A 24,049-nucleotide genomic window follows, 5' to 3' on the forward strand; every position below is an offset into this window, starting at 1 on the left:
AAAAATTATCGATTTTTAATGTGAACAAGAACAGCAGCAGCTAGGAGTTTCTTTCTTCTCTTCCGCGCTTTCACATAGATGCATACGACGGAAAGGTTTATTGCCTCTAGATGATGAGAAGGAGCGAATTCTCGGCGCTTGAGAACATTCTTGAGAGCAACATCCCTTTGTTGAATCAATACAATTTTCACAACAGATGAATAAGTTGTTGCAATCAGTATTGGCACAATTGTAGTAAATATCGCAGTCAGCTTCACAATGAGAGCATTTGGCAATAGGAGCTACGTTGGTGTCTGCTTCATCGATAGGTACTGCCATACGATCGTCAAATACGAATAATTTTCCTCGCCATTTACCTGTTCCCACAGCTTGACCGTAGGCTATAACACCGCCATCGAGTTGATAAACTTCTTTAAAACCTTTTTCTAAGAGCAGGGAAGAATATAACTCGCAGCGTATACCGCCAGTGCAATACATCATCACAGGAGTGGTTTCCGGGTCATGTTCTTTAGATAACCGTTCGGCATACTCAGGAAATTCACGGAAAGTTTGAATGTCTGGAAGAACAGCATTTTCAAAATGTCCGATTTTCCATTCGTAATTATTCCTTACGTCTAGAACTAGACAGCGATTTTCTTCCAGCTTTTCATGCCATTCTTTTGGAGAAATATGTTTGCCTTGGGTAGATAGATCCACATCACAACCAAGAGCTACAAGCTCTTTGCGATACTTCACAGTCACACGAGGGAAAATATTTTCTTCAATATGATGAATTTTAAATTTTACATTTGAAAATCCAGGACGCTGTCTTAGCCAGTTCATGTAGTACTCTGCATCGGGTTGATAACCACTAAATTGGCCATTAATTCCCTGTTCAGATATGTAGATACGACAAGAAACATCTAAATTTTTAAATAGTTCCTTGTGCAATGTAATTTCCTCTTGAGGATTATCTACACGAGTCAAATAATAATAAGCTAAAGCGTAATAATTCTTTTTCATAAGAAATACCCTAGCATATTCTCGGAAATAATTCCATTGTAGAAAATTAGGATTGGAACTAAAATGCTCTTTGGTATTTTGTCAAGTAGATGAGTAGTCGTTTTTCTTTATTAGCGAAGAAAATCTTCCAGGTTATACCGAAAATAGTGCCGCTACCTTTGTCTAAAATGAAGAAGGCCGGGGAGGCGTGAATAATTTCTAAGGACTAAATAAAGGACTAAAATACATGGCTCGATATTGTGGCCCTAAAAATAGAATAGCAAGGCGTTTTGGAGCGAATATTTTTGGAAGAAGCCGAAACCCTCTGCTCAAAAAGCCCCATCCTCCAGGTCAGCACGGTATGCAGAGAAAGAAAAAGTCTGACTACGGTCTTCAACTTGAGGAAAAGCAAAAATTAAAAGCTTGCTACGGCATGATTTTGGAAAAGCAGCTTGTCAAGGCTTTCAAAGAAGTTATTAATAAGCAAGGCAGCGTCACAAAGATGTTCTTAGAAAGATTTGAATGTCGCCTGGATAACATGGTTTATCGCATGGGATTTGCTAAGACTATTTTTGCAGCACAGCAGTTAGTTGCTCACGGTCATGTATTAGTAAATGGGAAAAAAGTAGATAGAAGATCCTTTTTCCTGCGTCCTGGAATGCAGGTTTCTCTAAAAGAGAAGTCTAGAAAGTTACAGTCGGTTCAGGAATCTTTAGAAAATAAAGATGAAAGTTCTTTGCCATCCTACATTTCTATAGATAAGAATGGTTTTAAAGGAGAACTTTTAATGTCTCCAGAACAAGATCAAATGGAGGCACAACTTCCTCTGCCTGTTGACATTTCTGTTGTTTGTGAGTTCCTATCTCACAGAACATAAAGAAAATTTCTTTCTTCCAAGAAGAGAGGCGTCGACTAGTCTTAGTTGACGCTTTTAATTTCTTTTTTCTTATTTTTGAAAACTTTGTAACTGACGAATTTCCTTAGTCCATAGATCTGGACCTCCGGGAGTCTCTAGATATTTAGGGATCATTCGAGTATGTTCATTAGTCATAAGAAATTTGAAACTTTCAATACCGATATCTCCTTCTCCTAACGGTGCATGACGATCCTTATGTTGTCCTAAAGGAAACATGGAATCATTAAGATGGAAAGCTCTTAAATATGATAGACCTACATTATCATCAAAATTTTTGAGTACTTGCTTCCAAGACTCTGGAGAGGTAATATCGTACCCAGCAGCAAAGATATGACAAGTATCTATGCAAACTCCTACGGGAATTTTGTGCTTAAGTTTGTTTATTAGATAGCCAAGTTCTTCAAAATTACTACCGACAAGGGTGCCTTGGCCTGCCGTAGTTTCTAAAAGGACGACAAGGGGAGGGGAGTCTTCGAATAAAGGCTCCATCAAGGAAAAACTTGAAACAATTCTATCTAGGCAAGCTTCTTTAGTGTCATTGACAGCTGCGCCGGGATGGAAATTAACGAAGTTGATTCCTAAAGATATGCAATCCTCGATTTCTTGCTGTATACAGATACGGCTTTTTTCTAGGATTTCTGGATTAGGAGACCCCGGGTTAATTAAATAGCCAGCATGGCTCATAATATAAGATAGAGAAGTCTCTTCAAGAGCTTTTTTAAAAGAATGTATTAGAGAATCGGTGAGAGGACGTCTACGCCACTGTCTCTGATTAGCAGTAAACATTTGAATAGTAGAAGCCCCAATTTCTTGCCCTTCGTAAATGGCATTTTGAAGGCCTCCTGCGGTGGATGTATGGGCACCCAACAAAGGAACTTGGGGAGGCGGAAATACCTGCATTTTAATGCTCCAAAAATCTCTATCTGGTATGGATAAATCAAGTATTAAGGGAGTAAGACATTTTAATGAATAAAAAAGACGGCCAAGGATCAGTAGCCAGCTCACTTTTTAATTTATTGTCGGGAACCTTTTTTAGTCGCGTAACAGGAATGTTACGTGAAATTGTTATGGCGGCTTATTTCGGGGCCGATCCTTTAGTAGCAGCTTTTTGGTTGGCATTCAGAACAATTTTCTTTTTAAGGAAAATTCTTGGAGGACCTATCTTAGGGCTGGCGTTCATTCCTCATTTTGAATTTTTAAGAGCACAAGATACAAGTCGTGCTGCTTTTTTCTTTAAAAGCTTTTCAAGATTTTTTTGTCTTAATGCCTGCGTATTCACACTAGTTATCGAAATGGGGTTAGGAACATGGTTGTATTATGCTCACGGAAATACCGCTGATGCCTTACAGCTAACCATGATCCTCTTGCCATCAGGCATATTTCTTATGATGTATACGGTGAACTCAGCTTTGCTACATTGTGAGAAAAGATTTCTCAGTGTCGGTTTAGCCCCCGCTGTTGTTAATGTGCTTTGGATTCTTACGGTATTTCTCGCAAGACATAGCGATCCACGAAAACGTATTGTCGGATTATCAGTAATCCTTGTCATAGGGTTTATTTTAGAGTGGTTTGTTACCGTGCCTGGCGTGAGGAAGTTTTTAAAAACAGCAACAACCCTGCCTAAAGAACGGGATAGTATAAAAGCTTTGATAGCTCCGCTATCGTTAGGATTGCTCTCTATGGGAGTTTTCCAAATAAATCTTCTAACTGATATGTGTTTGGCCCGCTACATACATGAGGTTGGCCCGCTATATTTAATGTATTCCATACGGATACAACAACTGCCTGTACACCTGTTTGGTCTCGGAGTCTTTACCGTTCTTTTGCCCTCTATTTCTCGATGCGTTCAAGAAGATAATAATGAAGAAGGTTACGAACTTATGAAGTTCGCTTTGAATCTTACAGTTTCTGTAATGGTAATTATGACCATGGGATTGCTCCTCCTTGCGCTTCCTGGAGTTCGTGTACTCTATGAGCATGGTTTATTCCCAACTAGTGCTGTACATGCTATCGTCCAGGTCCTACGCGGATATAGTGGAAGCATCATTCCCATGGCGCTTATTCCTTTGATTTCTGTGCTTTTTTATGCACGGCGTCACTACACTATACCTTTAGTTATCGGAATTATAGCTGCTATAGCTAATATGATACTCAATGTAGTTTTTGGTTGTTGGTTGATAAAACATGTTTCAGGATTAGCTTACGCAACTTCTCTTGTTTCCTGGGCACAACTATATTTTCTCTGGCAATATGCATCAAAAAAACATCCCACATATTCTGGATTAATGTGGATTACATTTAAACGTTCTATAAAGGTTGTTGGGGTGGCGTGTTTAGCCTTCACAGTTACTCTAGGGGTTAATATTCTTACGCATACTACATATGTAATTTTCCTTAGCCCTATTACACCATTACCTTGGTCTTTATCATCTTTTGTAGCGCAAAGCGCTGCTTTTTTCTCCGAAAGCGTCATTTTCTTGGCTTTTTTGTTCGGTTTTGCAAAACTGCTTCGGGTAGAAGATCTTGTAAACTTAACATCTTTTCAATATTGGAAAGGACGCCGAAGCTCTTTGCATAATTCACCAGTTATGCAAGATAGTCAGAATTAGCGAGTTGTTTCCTCCTTTCTCATTTGCAACTGTTTGGTTAGGGTTGTCCAAATAACCATCCTTTTCGATCTTCTCATATTGAATAATTAAATCGACGCTAAGGAAACTATGAAAAAATATATTTATCAATGGTTAGTGTGCATGACCCTATCGACAGTAGTGTCTCAAGGGTTTGCAAGTACACCTTCTGGAATGCAGAGAACGAACGATTCTCAAACATTTATGAACTTAGATGATGTGAAGGCGTATTTAGATACTCGTGGTTTTGTAGAAACCAGAAAACGAGGTGGAGTTTTAAAATTAGCTGGTGATGTACGTGTTAAATGGATTCATGCTAGAGAAGATATAAAGACACCTCCTACTCAGCCAGATAAATATAAACCATTGCCAGTGAATCGCTACCGCAGTGAATTTAATCTCTATGTAGATTACAACGCTGATAGAACTTGGCTAACTTCAGAAATGAGTTGGGCAGCAATTGCTGGAGGCGAGTCTTCGGCTGCTGGTATGGATATTGATAGAGCGTTCTTGGGATACCGTTTCTATGAAAATTCAGAATCTCGTACAGAACTCTTTGCAGAAATTGGCCGATCTTCTTTAGGTAGTATTTTTGAATCAGAAGTTCAATTTAATAGTAACTTCGACGGTCTCCATCTTTATGCAACTCGTCGTCTCAGCGAACGTTTTCCTTATAATGTAATCATCCATGGTGGACCGTTCGTAGTAAATATGGCAAAAAAACATTATGCATGGGTTGTTGAAGGTATTGTTAATAAACTACCAGGAAATTTCTCTGTTAAATGTAGTGTTATTGATTGGAATTCCTTCTCTCCTTCAGAAGCTCCAGATCCTGCGAAAACAGCAACAGGTCCTGTCGCTGCTAATTTGAAGTATAAATATTGTGTATGGCAATGGTTAGTTGGCAAACACTCTCAATTGCCTTGGTTCCATGGAAAGAAAAAACCTTTATATGTCTATGGTGCTTATTTGACAAACACCTTAGCTAAAGCAACTACAACAACCTTAAATGAAAAGCAAAATAGGGCTTGGTTCGTTGGAGGAACTTTAGGTAGATTACGAAAAGCTGGAGATTGGTCAGCAACAGTACGTTATGAATACGTAGAAGCTTTGGCAATTCCTGAAATCGATGTTTCTGGTATCGGAAGAGGAAATCAGTTGAAGTACTGGTTCGCTCAAGCGATTGCTGGGAAATATGATCCTAAAGAAGCTAACGGATTTACGAACTATAAAGGTGCTTCCTATCTTCTTATGTACGGAATCACAGATTCCTTATCTTTCAGAGCTTATGGAGCTTATTCCAAGCCTGCAGATAGCCGTTTAGGTAGTGACTTTACCTACAGAAAGTTCGATCTCGGGTTAATTTCCGCATTTTAATTTGATTTTAATAAAATCTTTAAAAATAGCTCACGTCTAATTAAAAGATGTGAGCTTTTTTTTTATGTTTTATAATGAAGAAAAGATTTTATTAGTTTTTTATTATTATGGTTAATCCTGTTGGCCCTATAGATGAATCAAAAAACATTGCTCCTGCAGACCTATCTACCTTAGGTATGGAGGCTAGCGCAGCAAATCGCAGCTCAGAAGCTGAAGCGATATCCGGAGCCGAGGGCAAGCCCGGACCGTCTCAGCCTTCCGTAGAAACCGTAGGACGACTCAGGTTTTTAAGTTCGGCAAGAAGTGCTCTGTCTAACTTTTTCGACAAAATAGCGGCTTTCTTTTCAGGAAAAACGATTCCTTCAAGTTTTGATGAGGCTAAGACGCAAGCAAGTACAGCCAAAGGCAATCTAGAAAGCGCACAGACCTATGATCAATTTAAGACTGCTTTAAAAGAGCTCCAAGATGCTATTAAATATATGGAACAATTAGCTACTACTGATGAGCAGAAAGGAGTGGCTAATACTTGGAAAACAGAGCTCGCGGCTAAACAAGATACTATCGATAAAATTAATCAATTGGGCAGCATCCTCGATGAGAATAAAAAGCTTTTAGAAGCGATAAAGACTACCTCGTCTATTGATCAGGTTACGGGTGCCGCTGGACAGATAGAAGTCAATAAGACAGCTGCCACAGCACTTATTGAAGAGTTAAAAAAGGCGGGCGTTAACTATCCTGTGATAGATAATCTTGAGACCAGTATCACAACTTCTGGAACAGAAGTTACTAAATTAGCCTCTGCCTTAATGGAGGCCTATGCTGCCGGGAAAAACAGTACCGCAGCTGTTGGACAGGCACAGGCAAACAACAGTCCTGCGAATATAGAAGCTTCTAAGCAGACTATCGAAGAAGCAAAAAAAGCCATAGATGCTGCTCTCGCTTTAGCGCCAAACTCTCCTATAGCTAAAGCAGCTCAAAAGGAACAGCAACAAGCAGCAAAAGATATTCTCAATGTTAAGCCCAGTGGGGGTAGTGATGTGCCTATCGGGGGACCTGGAGCTCCTAGTAGTGTGGGGACTTCTCAAAATCGTGGAGCTACCCTAGGAGAAGTACGTGTATCAATGTTACTTGCCGATGTTGATAACGAAACCGCAGCAATAATCATGCAAGGTTTCAGAAATATGATCGATAACTTCCATGCTCAAAACTCTGATTTTACAGCGCCATTGGAAGAGGTTATGAATCAAGTAACCGACTTATCAACCCAGATCAATCCTGCCGATGCAGAGGCTACAGCACAACTACAAGAAATACAGCAAGCTCTACAAGACGCTCTTCAAGGAACGGCAGGTCAAGATGGTATGATCAATGCCTTAGGAGCAATAACAACAGCAGCTTCGATTTCTACAGGAGCTCCAGTTGCTTCTGCAAATCAAGGTGGGTCAGCTGTAAAGCAGCTTTACAAAACAGGATCTACTGCTTCAAGTTCTAAATCTTACGCAGATTCTTTATCTGCGGGTTATGGCGCATATCAATCTCTAAATGATGTTTATTCACGTAGTAGCGCGTCTAATCGTGAGGTTTTAGATCGGACATCTACTCCAGCATTAACACAGACAGTTTCTAGAACAGAAACTCGACCTCGTGATAACGATAACGCTGCTCAACGTTTTGCAAGAACTATAGCGGGAAATAGCAATACTCTTGGGGACGTTTATGCATCAGTCGGTGTATTGCAAACATTGCTAGGCGTATTACAAAATAATCCACAAGCGAATGAAGAAGAAATCAAACAGAAACTGACATCTGCAATTACAAAAGCTCCGCAGTCAGGTTATCCTCATGTACAGATTTCTAACGATGCTACGCAGAAGTTTATCACTAAACTTGAAGATGAATTTGCTCGAGGATCGAAAAGACTCGCTGAAGCAAAAGAAGCTGCATTTGAGAAACAGCCTCTGTTTATCCAGCAGGTATTAGTGAACATAGCTTCACTATTCTCAGGATACCTACAGTAAAATTAAGAATTTTCTAGGAAGATTTGTTCCCAAAAAAGCCCGCTTTGTATTTTGCAAGACGGGCTTTTTTTTATGCTTCAATTTAGGTGCAATTAGAGCTTACTTTGATATCTCAATATCATGAGATTTAAGTGAAAGTTAGATGGAATAGAAAAAATGGAGAACCTTCCGGGTTCTCCATTGCGGTTAAGTTATCTAATTGGGGTAAATTTCGCCTACTAGCTTGGAAAGGATTTGATTCAGCACTTGCATGGATGTTGATACTAACGTCCATTCTTGTTGTACGTTAGTCATCTGGTTTTGCAAGTTTAACTGCTGGGTTTGTCCTTGAGTAGTATAGTCTTGCTGATCGGCTTGGATCTGAGTAAATAGAGGTCCTAAACCACCCGTAGGTGTAATATTAGGGAATCCATTGGAAATGAAGCCTTCTAAAGAAGCTAAAGTAGGAATCCAGTCTTTTGGACCAGTAATTTTAAATACGTTACTATTATACTTATTATCTTTTGTTTGTTCTTCGATTTTAAGGTTAGATAGCAGTGCATTGAGAAGATTGAGCTGGTTAAATGTAATCGTTAGAGAGTATTTATAGTTGGAAGTTGCGTTAAGCATTTCAGATTTTTGTGATGAGGAAATGCCAGGTAAGTTATTAATTTTACTTAGTAAAGCTTCCACTAAACCTTGAGCACGTCGACAGCGGTCTGTATCACGCGCTATGTATTCTTTTTCCTTGGATAGAGCTAGGCAAGTTTCAAAGTAATCACCACTAAATAAGTCGTTCCCCTCTTTACTTTGGATAAGGTAGGAGGAGAGGTTATAGTACACCGAAGTCGTTGAGAAATTATTAGTGATTTTTAAAAGATCATTAATAGCATTTGCAGCAAGGTTATTGAAGTTGATCTCTTCTATTAGTGGATTTAAAAAAGCAGACTGCTTAGGTAACTGTGAGTTCAAAATCAGATAAATAAATGCAGAACCCAGGCTTTCTGAATTTAACCAACTTTCTACAGCTTTTTTGCGATCCGCAGTGAAACTAGCATTTGCAGGATTGTAGTCGCTATATTTTTTATCTAAATCCGCGATTTGTTGTTGGAGTTTTGTGATATGCGTATTTGCAGCTGTTTTGAATTCTCCTAATATTGAACTAGCTTGTGTAGTGAAATTACTACTTGGAGAATTAACTTTTAATTCTTTCTGTACAAAGTTATCGAAATCAGGAATTTGATAACCTTTCTCATCCTTAACATAATTGGTTAATGATTGAGCTATTTTTACGATTTCTTGTCCAACCCCAGAAAAAAAGTGATAGCTACTAATGGAACTACCTTTGCTTGCTAAGAAGGTTTTTACTTCTTGTTCATTTGTTACAGCTTTATTTAAAGTGTATTCTGAAATTTCTTGAAATGCGTTCATCCTAGCAATGAATTTAGTGACCGTAGTCCCATTTCCTATAGTAAGTTCTAGATATTTGGGAACATGTGTATCAAAAATGGTTCTTTCTGCATCTTTGAGATTACCATACATTTGAGATAAGCTAGTCAAACCCGCATTAGCTTCCATAGCAGCGGTTACTAAAACAGAGGTATAATCTTTTCCTGCCACAATGTTTTTAGACTCATTTACCCAGGAAGTATAGGAACTGACACCTTGTTGAAATGCCGCCAATTGATTTTCTAGAGTCTGTTTTTCGTTTTCTATTGAAGAACGTACTGTAGTTAGATTTTGTACAGCAGCTTGATAAACTCCTGTAATTCCCTCTCTATATATAGCAGCGTCTCTAGGTTTTAGATACAAATCTAGAGAAGCTTTACTAGGTAAATCCGTGGCGTCATAAATCTTTTTTAGAGCCGCATCGTCTAGTGAATCTTTAGTCAGAAGATCGCTCAAAGCAAGCTGTGTTTTAACAATATCTTCCTCTCCACCTAATGCAGGAACTTTTTTCACAGCATCCGTAAGGCCATTAAAGATGGCGTGGAGCGTTAACATTCCGTTGACACTTTGCACATTATCTTTAGTAGGATTAGGCACTTTTGCTTCAATAGCTTTCATACTTTCCATCATTTTGAGGGTTTCCCCTCCAATAGATGATCGATAAACCATGAATTGTTCTTTAACATGAGCGTCAAAGAAATCTGATGCAAATTGATCAGCATATTCTTCGAGAGCTTTCTTAATTTCCTCTTTTGAGGCCCCTGAAGATTCAAGCTTAGCCGATAGTTTATCTTGACCTTTCTTGATTTCAGTAGCCTGTTCTTTCTTAATTTGATCAAGGATATCTTTCTTACTTGGTTGGTAGCAGTTATTAAATACAGTGGCTTGTTGATCAGAGGTAAGCGAAGAGCTACCAAGAAGAGGTTTAACTAATGCGATAACTAGAGTAACTGAAGCTATTTGAGTCAAATTAACATCAGGGGTTGAAGCCATGAAAGTTTCTAAACCATCAAGGATAAGAGGCACCAAAGCGACTGCTGTTTGTCCTTGAATATCAGTAATCGTTCTTACGCTTCCTGGAGCAGGATTGGGACTACTACTTGTGTGCCGTTTAGGTGCTACAGGTGGAGAGGGGAATATAGTGTTGTTGGGATTTAACAACATAGAAGCTTGGACATTGCCAGCTTCTATAACGGATGCTAAACGTTTTAAAACATATAATCCAGAATTCAATGCTTCTATGTCTATAGCTGGCTGTGCTTTAGCATCAAAATTAGAAAACTTATGGTTTAATTTAATATTAAATAAACCATCACCGGAAATTGTTTTAGGCCTGTTCTGTATATAAAAAGAAGACATAGAAATTATTTTTATAATTTTTATTTTATTTTCTTATTTTGTGAACTTTTTTTCTATTCTGCTTTTTAATTAAAATTTTTTATTTTTCTTATAATGTTGCTAGTTTTGTTTTTAAGAAAAACTATTTATTTTTGATTAATTATAAAAATAGTTTTCATGTTAATTTTATTAAAAATAAAAGTTAACAAGGCTGTTCTCCGTATGGATATCATCAATAGTTATTCTGTTTCAGCAAATTATAAAAAATTGCCGATAACACCTTGTTCAGAGTCGATCCAAAAAAGACATCAGTTATTGGAGAGTATTTTCCATTATGAAAGGACTGAAGCTGAGCGTCATATTGTGCAACGTTTGTTGTATATTTTAGATCAAAAATCTGATGAAAAATACCGACAGTTAATAGAGAAATTACGCAAATCTGAAATAGAAGATCGAGTGGTGAGCAAGAAGAGTCATACTGTTGCTGTTCATCATAAACCCTTGTCTGACTTACATTCGCCGATTGCAGTGGTCGCTACAACATCTTCTGTGGGAGTAAGTAGTAGTCCAAGAACAGAAGATCCATTTTATAATGCTACTAAACAGCAATGGGCGCATAACTTATTAAAGGGAATTCAAGAGGTTATTAATAAGATTGTTCAGGCTGCGAATGGACAGTCATCGTCAGCAGATGCACAGGCTCTCCAAAAGATTAAAACTGAGGTAGATCGTTTAGTTAATGCTGGTGTGAACTTAACGAATAAGGATTTTGAGTCTTTATATGCTCTTCCTACACTAATTTTTACTACTATTCAACGATCTACTATTTTTACAGGTGGTCAAAAGACTGACTTTGTGAATCAGCTGGGAGAAAAATATGGTAATGCTACTCAGTTAGCTCAAGTCTTTGCTGATGGTCGTGTTGAGGGATTAAAAGATATTCTTGATGTGGTTAAGAGTAAATTAACAGAAAAAGAATTTACTATTTTTCTAGGCATTCAAGAAGAGCTAGACCAATTACAATCTTCAGTGAAGACTTATGATCAGGAGAAATTTGATCGCATAGATGCAGTAGGAGATCAACTCGCAGATACTATTAGTATCTCTGCCTTATCAAGAAATGATAAAATCGATTTATGTTCTCAGATTTCTTATTTGTATAAAGATCAGGTATCTGCTGTAGAATCTTTTAACACAGTTATTGAAGCTACGATCTTTGTAAATCGTCACCAAGAAGCTACTTTTGCTCAGGTATCCAGTTTAGTTGCTTCTTTAATGGGAGTGTTTGCTCCTATTGACCTAGGGAAAGTGACTTCTGAGATTAGTAGTGCTGCGATTGCTGGAGCATTACAAGCTGTTAGAGCAATTAATTCGAGGTTTAATGATTTAACTTCTCAACAACAAAAACTTATTAATGATGCCGTGGGAGCTATAGGAACTTTTAAGGGAGAAGAATATGTAGGAGCTATTTGGGCTTATTTTGTTGCTTCCACTGTTCTTGCTGATAAACCAACAGCAACTATGCAAGAAGTTAATTCTGCAGTAACTGCGGCAGCTAAAGAGATGGAGAATTCATCATTAAGTTTAACCTCAACTATTAAATCTACGATGGATAAAATCGTTTCTTCAAGTGGGAAATTCGTACTTACTAATAATAGCAGCGAAACTTATACAATTTATTCTCAGAGCGGATCCAAGGTAACTATTAATGCTAGTCTTTTAAATCGCGGAAATGTGGGATTTCTTCCCAATATCACTTCTGCTGCGAATAATCATGCTGAATCTACTGCTAGATCGTATTTCCAATTCAAAGGTCTTGCTGAGATAGAAACAGCACAACTACAATCTAAAGTTGAAGATACTCAGAAGCAACATAAGGATTTTCAAGATCTAAAAACTGAACTTTATAAAGATCAATTATTTGCTCAAGCTAATGAGCTGCAAACTATGGCTTTACCTTCGGCTGTGGCTTCTGTATTAATTGACCGTTATATGCCTAAAGAAGTGGATTTCTTAAATGGTATTTATGCTCAGCTTTATTATAGCAATTTAGGCTCATCAGTTGGAAATGCTATGATAGATGCTATTTCAGAATATGTTAACGCAGCTACCTATTTTAATTTTGCAAGTTATGTTGGTCAGCAGCCTGCTGTAGGAGAGAAGGCTAAAGATGTATTCCCTGGGACAGCTGATAGTGCTCGGAATAAATTAGAAACAGAACGCCAAAAAGCTGCTGCATATCTTAAAAGTACACAGAACGCAGAAATAGTGCTTGAAGAACAAGTAAAAAAAGTTACTGAAGATTCAAAAATTACTAATGAACAGCGTACACGTATCATCGATTCATTGAATAATTATCGAGATAATTTAAATGCTATATCGGGATCTTTAGTATTATTACAAAACTATTTGGCTCCTTTAAGCATTGCTAACGGGACTGTGGATGGGACTTTTACTGTTAATGGAGGAGAAGAACAGTGGCAAGCTCGATTAGAGATCTTAGAGGATGCCTTAGTATCGGGATTATCGGGTAATGCTATCAATGGGGGTATGTTCCCACTGCAGGCAACTATACAATCTGATCAGCAATCTTTTGCTGATATGGGTCAAAACTACCAGTTAGAATTACAAATGCATTTAACATCTATGCAACAGGAATGGACGGTTGTTGCGACTTCTTTACAAGTGTTAAACCAAATGTATTTGAGTTTGGCTAGAAGTTTGATGGGATAGCATCTTTCTTAAAATTATGAGAAAAATCTTATAATTTAGCGGTGGTTGGCATGATTCTCGCTCCTTATCTTCTTGTGAAAGCAAGAAAAGATGGGGAGGAAATTATGTCCACGCCGCATATTCAACAAGAATTAGCACGTTTAGAATTCATTAATGATCAGCTACGTACAGAACTAGAATATGTAAATACGTTATTGTGTGATATAGGATTTCCTGAAGGACTAACTACTATCAAAGCAATAGCTAAAGAAGTTCTTACAGAAGATGATTTCTTAGATTAATAAGAGAAGGAATCTCCAAGATAGTGCTGCTTTACCATAGGATTGGCTATCATTTGTGAGGAAGATCCCTCAAAGAAGATCTTCCCATCAATAATGAGGTAGCAGCGATCAGCTATAGAAAGTAGTTCTTTAGCGTTATGATCCGTAATGAGAATGCCAATACCACGACTAGAGAGAATTTTAATTAAGTATTTTACGTTTTGAATAACGAGTGGATCAACGTTTGCAAAAGGCTCATCAAGTAAAAGAACACTAGGGTTTAAAGCTAATACACAAGCGATTTCCAATCTCCGTCGTTCTCCTCCAGACAATGTTCCTGCTTTTTTATTAATGCATGAGGCTAACTGTAGATCATCGATTAGTGTGTCTAAAAGGTGGGATTGCTGTTTCCTAGCTTTGTAGATGATCTCCAAGATGCAGATGAGATTTTCTTTTACTGTAAGATCTTTGAAAACTGTAGGCTCTTGAGCTAGATAACCAATACCTAATCTTGCCCGGTGATCCATTGTTCTTTTAGTAACGTCAGTATTTTTAAAGATAATCTTTCCTGAATCGGGACGGATCAATCCTACTGTAAGATAGAAAGCTGTTGTTTTCCCTGCACCATTGGGGCCTAAAAGTCCGACAACCTCTCCTGCATTTACCTCAAAAGAGACATCATTAGTGACGGGTTTTTTGTTATATTTTTTTACTAAATTACAAACAGAAAGTATCGGCATAAAAACTCACTTTCTCAATAAAGATAAGGATAAGGTTTTCATGCCTCCTACAGCGCGTTCTTCGGGAGCATCGGGATCAGGATGGATAGGATCTACATGAAAGCGACAATCATAAATATTTAAAGAGCAATCTTGGTAGTTTAGCAAACCTCCATTGCCTTGAAATGTCATAAGCTTGTCTAGATCTTGCGTATGGATATGCCCTGAAAGTTTGGATAAAGCTTCCTTACACGCATAATTTGCATCCGATAAATGAAGCTCCATACAGGATTTATCTACATGGCAGTTAAAAAATTGCCGTTCAGGAGAAGCTATTTGCTTATGTATTCCGAGTTTTTTAATTTTTAGAAAAGGCGGAGCCTTTTCAAAGTGCTTATTCATACAAGATACATCACAAATGCTATCTACTTTGATTATAGCGACAATTGTTGTGCAGGCAATACCGAATATTCCCAAAGAACATAACAAGCCGTAGAATAAGAATTTGGTCATACTGAGGCCATTTCAAATGAACGTACGCAAGTAAAGAGCTGATCCCATATTGGAAGAAGAGCTTCGAAGGTCTTTAAAGGCAACATAGAAGCCGCATCACTTTTCGCTGTAATTGGGTTACAATGCGTTTCTATGAATAAACCGTGTGCTCCTGCAGCTAAGGCAGCCCGGGTTAATGTGGGGATAAACTCTGTTTGCCCGCCGCTTTGGGTTTTTAATCCTCCAGGAAGTTGAACAGAATGCGTTCCATCAAAAACCACAGGGAAACCCATAGCTGAAAGCACGGGAATAGAGCGCATATCCGAAACAAGATTATTATAACCAAAAGAGCAGCCTCTTTCAGTTAAAATAATCTTATTGTTCCCAGTAGAAAGAATCTTATCTACAGGACCCTGCATATCCCAAGGAGAAAGAAATTGGCCTTTTTTAATATTGATAATAGCATTCGTCTCTGCGGCAGAAACAAGAAGGTCTGTTTGACGACATAAAAATGCAGGAATTTGAAGAATATCGCAGACTGCAGCAGCAGCACGGGCTTCTTCAGGAGAATGTACATCTGTAAGAATTTGCACACCGAGGGTTTCTTTAACTTTAGATAGGATTCTTAAACCCTCGTTTACCCCAGGACCTCGATAAGAATTTATAGAAGAACGATTTGCCTTGTCATAACTGCTTTTGAAAATCCAATGAATACGGTCAGCATATGGGGTGATTAATTCTTGAATTTTTGAAGCTATTTCTAACGTAGTTTCTTCTTCTTCTATAACACAAGGACCGGCAATAAGGATCATCTTATCTGAGAACATCACGCGCACTCTTTTTCTTCCGTTAAAAAAGCCACTATAGAGGTTTATTTGAAACAAGTCCACCCACGATTTTATGGAGAGAGCGCTCTTCGGGGAACACTGGGAAGTTCGACAGGGGGTCGAGTCTTAATTGACTTTTTTAGATTTAGATTTATACTAGAACCTGAATTATCCCTGTGCCTGGGCTGAGGTGACACGCCCTTAGCCGAGGTTGAATATTCCTCAATAGATCTGGACCGATAGCTCAGTGGATAGAGCATTCGCCTTCTAAGCGAATGGCCGCAGGTTCAAATCCTGCTCGGTCCGAATTCCTTTTTAGAAATCTTTAAATAGAAGAAGATTCTTTATTTGCCTGCGGAAACTCCGCAGGCTGAAACAGAATACGTTGGAGAGAATGAAATATTCTGGAAAATGTATTTAGTGGGAGAAGATTTTAAAACTACTTATCTTCCATAATTTCCAAACTAACTTTTACGTTGTTTCTGCTAGCTACAGAGACAAGTAGAGTGCGGATAGCTTTAATTGTGCGTCCCTCTTTTCCGATGATTTTACCAATATCGGGTTTCGCAACTGTTAATTCGTAGATAATCGTGTGGGTGCCTTGAACTTCTTTGATATGCACTTCCTCAGGGCGATCTACAAGGTTTTTGATAATATAAGCTAAAAAGTCTTTCATAAAGTAATCCTATAACTAAATTCGCGTTATCTGCGGGAGAACGGTAAAAAAATCGAACTCAGATTAATTTAATTTTAATTTGTCTGTTAAAATAATCAAACTTAATTAATGATCGATGTTTATTTTATAATTGATTCAAATAATTGTTTGTTGATAACAGTTTTACTATTATGAAATTCTTTTATTATCAAGATCTTCATATCTCGGGGTAGTTTTGTTGTTAGGTTTAGGTGTTTACGTGTCTGTGGGTGGATAAAATCCAAGCTATAGGCGTGCAATTGTTGTTTGTCAAGACCATAACCGGCGTTTTTAGAGACCGATCCATAGACAGGGTCCCCTAAGATTGGGGTATTTAGATACTTCATATGAACTCTAAGTTGATGAGTCCTTCCTGTTTCTGGATGTAGGAGCACTAAACTTAATTTTTCATTATAAGCGAGTACCTCACAATGAGTAATGGCATCCTTCCCTATGGACGAGACAGCCATTTCTTTACGCTTACTATGATGTCTGGCAAGTTTTGTTTGGATTTTAGCTGCTATCGGCTTTCCTATGCAAATAGCTAAATAACTCTTTCTTAGTTGCTTAGTTGCAAATAGTTCGCTGTAAATTTTCTTCGCTTGTCGGGTTTTTGCCGTTATTAATAACCCAGAGGTATCTTTATCTAATCGATGAATAATCCCGGGTCTCCAAGGTTCCTCAGGAAACTCTTGTTTAAGGCGTTCTCCTATTTCATGAAGCAGGGCGTGAACAACTGTCCCTTTAGTATGCCCCGGAGCAGGGTGTACCACCATATCCCTAGGTTTATTTATAACGAGAATCATCTCATCTTCATATACCTTATTGAGAGGTATAGCTTCGGGAATAAGCTCCAAAAGCTCTTCCTTCTCTTCGATTTCAATAGAAACAGAATCTCCGGGAACTAATTGTGTCGAAACTTTTGTCTGAATCTGCTTATTAATCGTAACGCGTTTATCTAAAATATGTTGTTGATAAAAAGCACGAGAATATTCTGAATTTTGAGAAACTAAGAATTTATCTAATCGATCGCGATTAGTTTCATTAACAATAAAAGTAAGAGAGTTATTTGATTTCATTGCAATGAGCGACTTTTTTTATTAAAACATTTTAAAATAAAGAAACTTATGGTTCTAGAGAAAATCTATTACAAAATAGCTTTATTAATAAGTTCTTATACAAGGCTTATTTAATCAATTCGGTAGAGGATAATTTTGTTTTATGAATGTTTTTTTATGAAGAGTTTTCGTTTCGCAGGAGCAGTATAGTTTATTATTTTTTAGGAACGCTTTTTACATTTAAAAATTTAATTAGCAGATGTTGTTAATTCAATTTGTTTAAATTGCATGCACGCTAAAAAGGTGAGCGCGTCAATGGATGTACATAAGAATGTATGAGTAAGTAGACTAGATACATGGTTTATCGATTTTTCCCATTCTTCAATTGAGCATGGAAAACGCGAAACCTCTTTAGCAAGATAGCAAGTGTCATTGTAGGAGATGAGAGAAAGGTAGAGTTCTTGATTTAGAAATGGAGCCCAACGTTTTGCAGAGTTTAAAAAACGGGAAATATCTTCTTCATTGAGAGGTAAAGCTAGAAAATAGGTGATTCCCATACTACTCTTTATAAACAGAACGCATTTTTTTAGATGCTTTCTGAGCACGATCCATTTCTTTATGAATATTGCCAAAAGAAGAAATGAGAATAGATTGAATAAACTTGTCGTACATCTCTTTCCCTTTTTCTTCTCCCATTTTTTGAATGAGAGCTAACCTTAACTGGTCTAAAGTGCGTACAGGACCTTCGAATGTCATGTTTGTTGGTGATAGATACTCGGGAGTATTAATCTCTTTTGCTGGTGAAGCTTCTTGAGTCTCAGCTTTTTTGATGTTGATGTAACGTGGTTCCATAACCCTACAGACCTTGATGCCTAGCTTAATTATGTATTTTACTACGCAGAGAAGTTATTTTCTATAATCATAAAATAAAAAATTTCAAAAAATTTTCTATTTTTTGTTTTTGATTATACTAAAGTTTGTTGTTTAAGAACTGATTTCTTTTGTTTAGAAAATGATAAAACTTGTGTTTTTCTTTTTCCAAGCTCGCCGTATTTTGCTAAAAGACCTTTGAGATATTTGATTGTGAATTTCTTCATATTGCTCAGATCTTTTTCTACAGCCGTTTGTTTTTTCTCTATCGCTGCAAGATCTTTAGTGTAGTTACTTTCATTAAAGCAGAGGATTTTCTTAATAGCTAATGAAGCAAGTTGTCCCGTGGCCTGCTTACTTGGAATTTCAGGTAAGCTAGAAAGAAAAGGAGCTAAAGAGTTTAAAACAGCCTCGTGGAGATCTTCCTGAGAGACTTTATTGCCTAATTTAGAGAGATTTTCTCTGACTGTATCATACAGACGCTGCTTAATGAAAATGTATTCTAAAGACTTATAGTAATGTTCTTGAGAGAGTTCATCATGAAGTATTTGGAGCTCTTTTTGTAAATAGCCTTCGAGAACTTCTGTATGGAGTCTTAGAATTTCAGAAACAGACGTTTCTACGGGTTTATTATTATAGATAGCCGTAGGTTTTGATGTGAGAACGACTTGGCATTCAGTATGTTGAAATAAAGGCTCAAGAATATCTTTAGCATAAACTCCTTTTGGGAGTTTTATTTCTATATGAGGTTGATCTGTTGAGAAATCTTGAATCGAATCAATTTTAATCACACCACGTTTTGCAGCATTTTCTATGGAGCGAATTAATGTTTCTGTTGTTGTTGAAGGGCAAATTTCTTTTATGATTAGAGTTTTTTGATCCACAGTTTGAATAGAAGCACGAATCATTATAGAACCTAATCCATCTTGATATTCTGAGGCGTCCATAACGCCTCCGGAATAGAAATCAGGAAACAGAGTAAATGAACGATTATTCAAAATGGCAATTTGTGCTTCTATAAGTTCACAGAGATTATGCGGGAAGATTTTCGTTGTCATGCCTACAGCAATTCCCTCAACACCATGGAGTAAAAGCAGGGGAAGCTTTGCAGGGAGGATATCAGGCTCCTTTTCTCTTCCATCATAGGAATCATGAAAAGACATTAAATCTGTATTGAATAGAATCTCTTTAGCTAGAGGACTGAGGCGGGCTTCGATATAACGTGCAGCAGCATGAGGATCTCCCGTTAGAGGATTTCCAAAATTTCCCTGCATATCAATTAGATAACCCTTATTTGCTAAAACGACAAGAGCTTCGACAATTGGAGCATCTCCGTGGGGATGTAATGCCATAGTACGCCCAGCAATATTGGCAACCTTATGCATTTTGCCATCGTCCATACGAAATAGAGTCCAAAGGAGACGTCGTTGTACAGGTTTAAGGCCGTCAAGAATATGGGGAATGGCTCTTTCTAAAATCACATAAGATGCATAGTGCATAAAATGCGTTTTAAAAAGATCTGAAACATCATGCATAAACTACAAGTTGGTAATAAGGTTATCCATAATAAACTGTTTTCGTTCTTTAGTGTTTTTCCCCATATAAAATTGTAAAAGGGTCTCTAAAGAGTCTAATGAACTAATTGTTACAGGAGTTAGGCGCATATCTGCACCAATAAAAGCCTTAAATTCTTTAGGAGAAATTTCCCCTAAACCTTTAAATCTTGTTACTTCTAAATTAGTTTCCTTTTTTCCTAGTTTTTGTATTGCCTGTATTTTTTCCTGATCTGAATAGCAATATAGAGTTGTATCTTTGTAACGCACCTTGAATAGAGGTGTTTCTAAGATAAATAGATGGTGGTTTTCAACAATCGGTAAGAAGGTTTTTAAGAAGAATGTAATTAGTAAATTGCGAATATGCATACCGTCCACATCAGCATCGGTAGCGAGGATAATTTTATTATAACGCAAATGTTGCGTACTATTTTTTGTAATTCCTAATGCGGTGGCTAGGTAAAATAGCTCATCATTTTTATACATTTTTTCTTCTTCCAAAGAAAAAACGTTCATAGGTTTCCCTCGAAGTGAAAACACAGCTTGTGTTAGTGGATTTCTCGAAGATAAAATAGAAGCTGAAGCAGACTCTCCTTCTGTTACGAAAATAGACGAAGCCTCACCATAAAGGGAACGTTCATTATAGTGGAACTTACAATCACGAAGTTTGGGAATTTTATAATGAAGCTTCTTTTGCTTGTCTTTAAGATCTTGCTTGATAAATTGAATATTTTTACGCGTTTTCTCATTCAGCTTAATCTTATCGAGAAGAAGGTCTGCATAAGGTTTATTTTTTTTTAGCTCTTGAATAATAGCACTTTTAACATCCTTAATTATTCCCGAGCGAATTTGCGTATTTCCAAGCTTATTTTTTGTTTGAGATTCAAAAATCGGTGAAGCGATTTTTATTGCAATGCATCCTACTAGACCATCACGGACATCATTACTTGTAAATGTCTTTCCAAAATACTCATTGATTCCCTTAACAATAGCCTCTTTGAAGGCTGTTAGATGTGTTCCACCATCTACAGTTTCCTGACCATTAACGAAGGAGAAATAACGTTCATTATGTGCTTCTAAATGGGTAAATAGAAAGGATAATTCAGAATTTTGGAATACTATAGGAGGATAGAGAGTCTCTTCAGGAATTTCTTCTTTGAACAGGTCTTGAAGACCTTGTTGTGATACAAAAATTTCATTATTACAAATTATTTCAAGGCCGGGATGTAGATAGGTATAACGTCGAATTTTCTTTCTTAAGAACTCATCATTGAAAGAGAAATTGATAAAGATGGTTGGATCCGGAGAAAAAGTGATTTCTGTTCCATCAGGATCTTTTGTAGATCCCTGGCGAGAATCTTGTAAAATGCCTTTGCAAAATGTTGCGAGATGATATTTTTTTTTACGTATAGAGCGCACTGTAAATGTCTCTGAAAGGGCATTCACAGCTTTTAGCCCAACACCATTTAATCCTACAGAAAAATGGAAAACATCTTGAGTATACTTTGCTCCTGTGTTGATTTTAGAGACGCATTCGATCATTTTTCCTAAGGGAATTCCTCGACCATGATCACGCACAGTTATACTAGTGGAATCAGCACAAATGGAAATGGCTTTCCCATGTCCCATGATAAATTCATCAATCGCATTATCTACAACTTCTTTAAATAAAGTGTAGATCCCATCTTCAATTTGGGAACCGTCCCCTAATCTGCCTATATACATACCCGCACGTAGGCGGATGTGTTCTAAAGAGGCTAGAGAAACAACATTAGCTTCAGTATATGTTGCCATATTTTCTATTCTTCTTATTGCATTCTAGGGAAAAGACTTATGTTAGAATTTTATTGCACAATGCTAGAGTAAACAATTTAACGATTAGCCATAGCAGTGCTATGAGTATTTCTCAATACCGGCCTCGTTTATTGTTAGACTCAAAGTGATCTAAGCTCCTTTCCTAGAAGATTTGCCAGATTACGACATTTCTTTTTCTCAATCAAGATAGACGTAATTCTTAGACTAATGTTCAAGATTTTAATATTTTATAATTCTTTTTCTAATTTTCAGTTTTAAAATGGGTAATATTCTCATCTTAGATTTTATCTTAATGAGATAGTATTTTCTCCGAACTAGATTAGCAATGTGTAAATTAGAACATTCAAGAATTAAAGGAATCAAGTAGGGATTATCTTGCATCTAAGATGGTAACGTAACTCCATTATATTTTTGTTTTTTATACAGAAAATACAGTTTGAGAATGGATAAATAGATAGCATCTAATTTTGTCTTGGGCTATACACCTAGATTACTTTCGTTCTCAATTCTCTATTATTTTTCTTGTATTTAGAGAATAAACGGAAAAATTACTACAACGTGCTTATGGTCTTAGGAGTTGTTGGAATTAGCTATCGAGAGGCTGCTTTAAAAGAAAGAGAAGCAGTTATTAATATCTTAAAGGATTTTGAAGCTAATTCGTTATTTTCTCAACGTTTTTTCGGTGGTGACGGATCTTTCGTTTTACTACTTACATGTCATAGAGCTGAAATTTACTATTTTTCTAAAAGCAATAGTAATGTTCAATCTGAATTGCTTTCGCGGATTTCTGCTTCAGGAGCTCGTCCCTATTGTTATCAAGGATTAGCATGTTTCACCCATTTATTTACTGTTACTAGTGGTATGGATAGCTTGATTTCTGGCGAGACTGAAATTCAGGGGCAGGTGAAACGTGCTTATATTAAAGCAAAAACAGAACGAGAATTACCCTTTGCTCTACATTTTCTATTTCAGAAGGCTTTAAAAGAGGGAAAGGATTTTCGTTCCCAAGTCTCTTTGTCTTATCCTATTGTAACGATAGAGTCTGTAGTCGAGGAAACTCTAGACTTGCATGGTAAATCAACAAAAGACAAACTTTTATTTATCGGTTACTCTGATATTAATCGGAAGATCGCAAATGGGTTGAGTGCGAAAGGTTACCGAAATCTAATTTTTTGCTCTCGAAAAAATATTTCCATACCCTACGATACGATGGCTCGTAGTCAACTTTCTTTTAGGGAACCCTATGATGTCATTTTCTTTGGATCTTCGGAATCTGCTAAAGATTTTTCCGGATTATCTTTAGAAAGTTTGGCAAGCATCCCAAGCCGTGTGATTTTTGATTTTAATGTTCCACGTACTTTTACTTTAATGGAACGTCCAAAAGATATCGTATGTTTGGATATGGATTTTATTAGCGAGCGAGTGCAGAAGAAACTTCAAATTAGTAAGCAATGTACAAATAAAGAAAAACCATTTTTAGCTCTAGCAGCAAGAAAACAATGGGAAGTTTATGAAAAAAAGTGCTCACATATATCTTCGAGCCAGGTTCGAGCTTCTCGTCCTAAGCTGTTGATTCTTTAGCGTCTAATTCATCTCTTGACATATACAGCTATCGAAAATACTCTAGGCTTTCATCGTTAACTGCGATGGATTTGTATGCAAGTGTGGTCTAGTACTGGCAGATTGTAGTTGATAACAAGTGCAATAAAAATCAGCCCGATTTTTCTTAGGTCTTTTGTTCTTTATAGTGAAAAAGATGAACAAGAAAACGAACATGATATTGTTTATAGAAACAAGAAATCGTTTTTATTTTTAAAGTTTGTATTGGCATAACTCGATTTAAAGGCTGAAAAAGCTAAGTCTAGAAAAGAGGTTGTCTAAATTTTCGATGAAGAAGAGACAGCCGTTCCTGTATAGGAAGAGCGTGCATGTTGGAGAAATTGATAAAAAATTTTGCCACGTATATTGGTATAACGTCAACCCTCGAATTCGATGCTGATGGAGCATATGTCTTGCCTATAAGTGATCTTGTCAAGATACGTGTACTACAAAATGCAGATAATGAAATTGTATTTAGTGCTTTCTTAGGGGAGTTAGCTCCTTCTGCGGATACAAATAAAGTATACTTACAAATGATGGTAGCGAACTTGTTTGGTAGAGAAACAGGAGGTAGCGCTTTAGGATTGGATTCCGAAGGCCATGTTGTCATGACACGTAGAATTCCCGAAGAAGTTTCATATGAAGATTTTGCTCGTTACATAGAGAGTTTTATGAATTTTTCTGAAACCTGGCTAGAAGATTTGGGATTAAATAAAGCACAACAAGGACAATAGGCAACAGGGG

At 37.1% G+C, this 24,049-nt stretch carries 20 protein-coding genes and 1 tRNA gene; 9 read left to right on the plus strand and 12 right to left on the minus strand.

Annotation, left to right across the window (positions count from 1 at the left end):
* Window positions 1-15 precede the first annotated feature (15 nt).
* Window positions 16-1,002: an oxygen-dependent tRNA uridine(34) hydroxylase TrhO gene (trhO, locus tag H9Q19_RS02440; protein WP_213241923.1), complete on the minus strand. Its 987-nt coding sequence runs from the start codon at window positions 1,000-1,002 to the stop codon at window positions 16-18.
* A gap of 226 nt (window positions 1,003-1,228) precedes the next feature.
* Here trhO and rpsD point away from each other — a divergent pair, with 226 nt between their 5' ends.
* The gene (gene rpsD / locus H9Q19_RS02445; protein WP_213241925.1) at window positions 1,229-1,858 is read left to right on the plus strand and encodes a 30S ribosomal protein S4; all 630 of its coding nucleotides are present in this window, start codon (window positions 1,229-1,231) and stop codon (window positions 1,856-1,858) included.
* Window positions 1,859-1,927: 69 nt separating this feature from the next.
* On the opposite strand, the gene H9Q19_RS02450 is transcribed toward rpsD, so the two are convergent.
* Window positions 1,928-2,797, minus strand: a complete 870-nt coding sequence (locus tag H9Q19_RS02450; protein WP_213241927.1) for a deoxyribonuclease IV — start codon at window positions 2,795-2,797, stop codon at window positions 1,928-1,930.
* A gap of 65 nt (window positions 2,798-2,862) precedes the next feature.
* Here H9Q19_RS02450 and H9Q19_RS02455 point away from each other — a divergent pair, with 65 nt between their 5' ends.
* The 3 genes from H9Q19_RS02455 (at window position 2,863) to H9Q19_RS02465 (ending at window position 7,919) form a co-directional block, all read left to right on the plus strand.
* A complete protein-coding gene (locus H9Q19_RS02455) occupies window positions 2,863-4,506 on the plus strand; it encodes a lipid II flippase MurJ (protein WP_213241929.1) in 1,644 nt (547 codons plus the stop codon).
* Between the two features lie 108 nt (window positions 4,507-4,614).
* On the plus strand, window positions 4,615-5,901 hold the full coding sequence (locus H9Q19_RS02460; RefSeq protein WP_213241931.1) for a hypothetical protein: 1,287 nt from the start codon (window positions 4,615-4,617) through the stop codon (window positions 5,899-5,901).
* 107 nt (window positions 5,902-6,008) lie between these two features.
* Window positions 6,009-7,919, plus strand: coding sequence for a cell surface protein (locus H9Q19_RS02465; protein ID WP_213241933.1), 1,911 nt, complete (start codon window positions 6,009-6,011; stop codon window positions 7,917-7,919).
* Window positions 7,920-8,114: 195 nt separating this feature from the next.
* On the opposite strand, the gene H9Q19_RS02470 is transcribed toward H9Q19_RS02465, so the two are convergent.
* Entirely contained in the window at window positions 8,115-10,706 is a 2,592-nt protein-coding gene (locus H9Q19_RS02470; RefSeq protein ID WP_213241935.1) for a CT620/CT621 family type III secretion system effector, read from the minus strand.
* Window positions 10,707-10,907: 201 nt separating this feature from the next.
* Here H9Q19_RS02470 and H9Q19_RS02475 point away from each other — a divergent pair, with 201 nt between their 5' ends.
* Both H9Q19_RS02475 and H9Q19_RS02480 read left to right on the plus strand, forming a co-directional pair.
* Window positions 10,908-13,418, plus strand: coding sequence for a CT620/CT621 family type III secretion system effector (locus tag H9Q19_RS02475; protein ID WP_213241937.1), 2,511 nt, complete (start codon window positions 10,908-10,910; stop codon window positions 13,416-13,418).
* A gap of 104 nt (window positions 13,419-13,522) precedes the next feature.
* The gene (locus tag H9Q19_RS02480; RefSeq protein WP_117274746.1) at window positions 13,523-13,699 is read left to right on the plus strand and encodes a hypothetical protein; all 177 of its coding nucleotides are present in this window, start codon (window positions 13,523-13,525) and stop codon (window positions 13,697-13,699) included.
* On the opposite strand, the gene lptB is transcribed toward H9Q19_RS02480, so the two are convergent.
* The 3 genes from lptB to kdsA are packed head-to-tail and all read right to left on the minus strand — an operon-like array spanning window position 13,696 to window position 15,716.
* Window positions 13,696-14,418, minus strand: coding sequence for an LPS export ABC transporter ATP-binding protein (gene lptB, locus H9Q19_RS02485; protein ID WP_020350121.1), 723 nt, complete (start codon window positions 14,416-14,418; stop codon window positions 13,696-13,698). The two genes, H9Q19_RS02480 and lptB, sit on opposite strands and share 4 nt — an antisense overlap.
* 6 nt (window positions 14,419-14,424) lie before the next feature.
* Window positions 14,425-14,910, minus strand: coding sequence for a DUF1137 domain-containing protein (locus H9Q19_RS02490; RefSeq protein WP_213241941.1), 486 nt, complete (start codon window positions 14,908-14,910; stop codon window positions 14,425-14,427).
* Entirely contained in the window at window positions 14,907-15,716 is an 810-nt protein-coding gene (gene kdsA / locus H9Q19_RS02495; protein WP_213242035.1) for a 3-deoxy-8-phosphooctulonate synthase, read from the minus strand. Before kdsA ends, H9Q19_RS02490 begins: the two co-directional genes overlap by 4 nt.
* Before the next feature lie 233 nt (window positions 15,717-15,949).
* Here kdsA and H9Q19_RS02500 point away from each other — a divergent pair.
* A tRNA-Arg gene (locus tag H9Q19_RS02500) sits at window positions 15,950-16,022 on the plus strand.
* 133 nt (window positions 16,023-16,155) lie between these two features.
* Here the strand turns inward: H9Q19_RS02500 and H9Q19_RS02505 are convergent.
* The 6 genes from H9Q19_RS02505 to H9Q19_RS02530 all read right to left on the minus strand — a co-directional run bounded on the left by H9Q19_RS02505 (window position 16,156) and on the right by H9Q19_RS02530 (window position 21,685).
* Window positions 16,156-16,392 (minus strand): KH domain-containing protein, encoded by a 237-nt coding sequence (locus H9Q19_RS02505; RefSeq protein ID WP_011005996.1) that lies wholly within the window; start codon window positions 16,390-16,392, stop codon window positions 16,156-16,158.
* A gap of 119 nt (window positions 16,393-16,511) precedes the next feature.
* Window positions 16,512-17,489 carry an RluA family pseudouridine synthase gene (locus H9Q19_RS02510; RefSeq protein ID WP_213241943.1) on the minus strand — a complete coding sequence of 326 codons (978 nt, stop codon included), beginning with the start codon at window positions 17,487-17,489 and terminating at the stop codon, window positions 16,512-16,514.
* Between the two features lie 227 nt (window positions 17,490-17,716).
* The gene (locus H9Q19_RS02515) at window positions 17,717-18,025 is read right to left on the minus strand and encodes a hypothetical protein (RefSeq protein ID WP_213241945.1); all 309 of its coding nucleotides are present in this window, start codon (window positions 18,023-18,025) and stop codon (window positions 17,717-17,719) included.
* 1 nt (window position 18,026) lies between these two features.
* A complete protein-coding gene (locus H9Q19_RS02520) occupies window positions 18,027-18,320 on the minus strand; it encodes a CT656 family putative T3SS effector (protein WP_213241947.1) in 294 nt (97 codons plus the stop codon).
* A 113-nt stretch (window positions 18,321-18,433) separates the two neighbouring features.
* A complete protein-coding gene (locus H9Q19_RS02525; protein WP_213241949.1) occupies window positions 18,434-19,873 on the minus strand; it encodes a DNA gyrase subunit A in 1,440 nt (479 codons plus the stop codon).
* A 3-nt stretch (window positions 19,874-19,876) separates the two neighbouring features.
* On the minus strand, window positions 19,877-21,685 hold the full coding sequence (locus H9Q19_RS02530) for a DNA topoisomerase IV subunit B (RefSeq protein ID WP_213241951.1): 1,809 nt from the start codon (window positions 21,683-21,685) through the stop codon (window positions 19,877-19,879).
* 585 nt (window positions 21,686-22,270) lie between these two features.
* Here H9Q19_RS02530 and H9Q19_RS02535 point away from each other — a divergent pair.
* Both H9Q19_RS02535 and H9Q19_RS02540 read left to right on the plus strand, forming a co-directional pair.
* Window positions 22,271-23,287, plus strand: coding sequence for a glutamyl-tRNA reductase (locus tag H9Q19_RS02535; protein ID WP_213241953.1), 1,017 nt, complete (start codon window positions 22,271-22,273; stop codon window positions 23,285-23,287).
* A 347-nt stretch (window positions 23,288-23,634) separates the two neighbouring features.
* On the plus strand, window positions 23,635-24,039 hold the full coding sequence (locus H9Q19_RS02540; protein ID WP_213241955.1) for a CesT family type III secretion system chaperone: 405 nt from the start codon (window positions 23,635-23,637) through the stop codon (window positions 24,037-24,039).
* The last annotated feature ends 10 nt before the right edge of the window (window positions 24,040-24,049 follow it).

Source organism: Chlamydia crocodili, from assembly GCF_018343815.1.
GTDB lineage: Bacteria > Chlamydiota > Chlamydiia > Chlamydiales > Chlamydiaceae > Chlamydia > Chlamydia crocodili.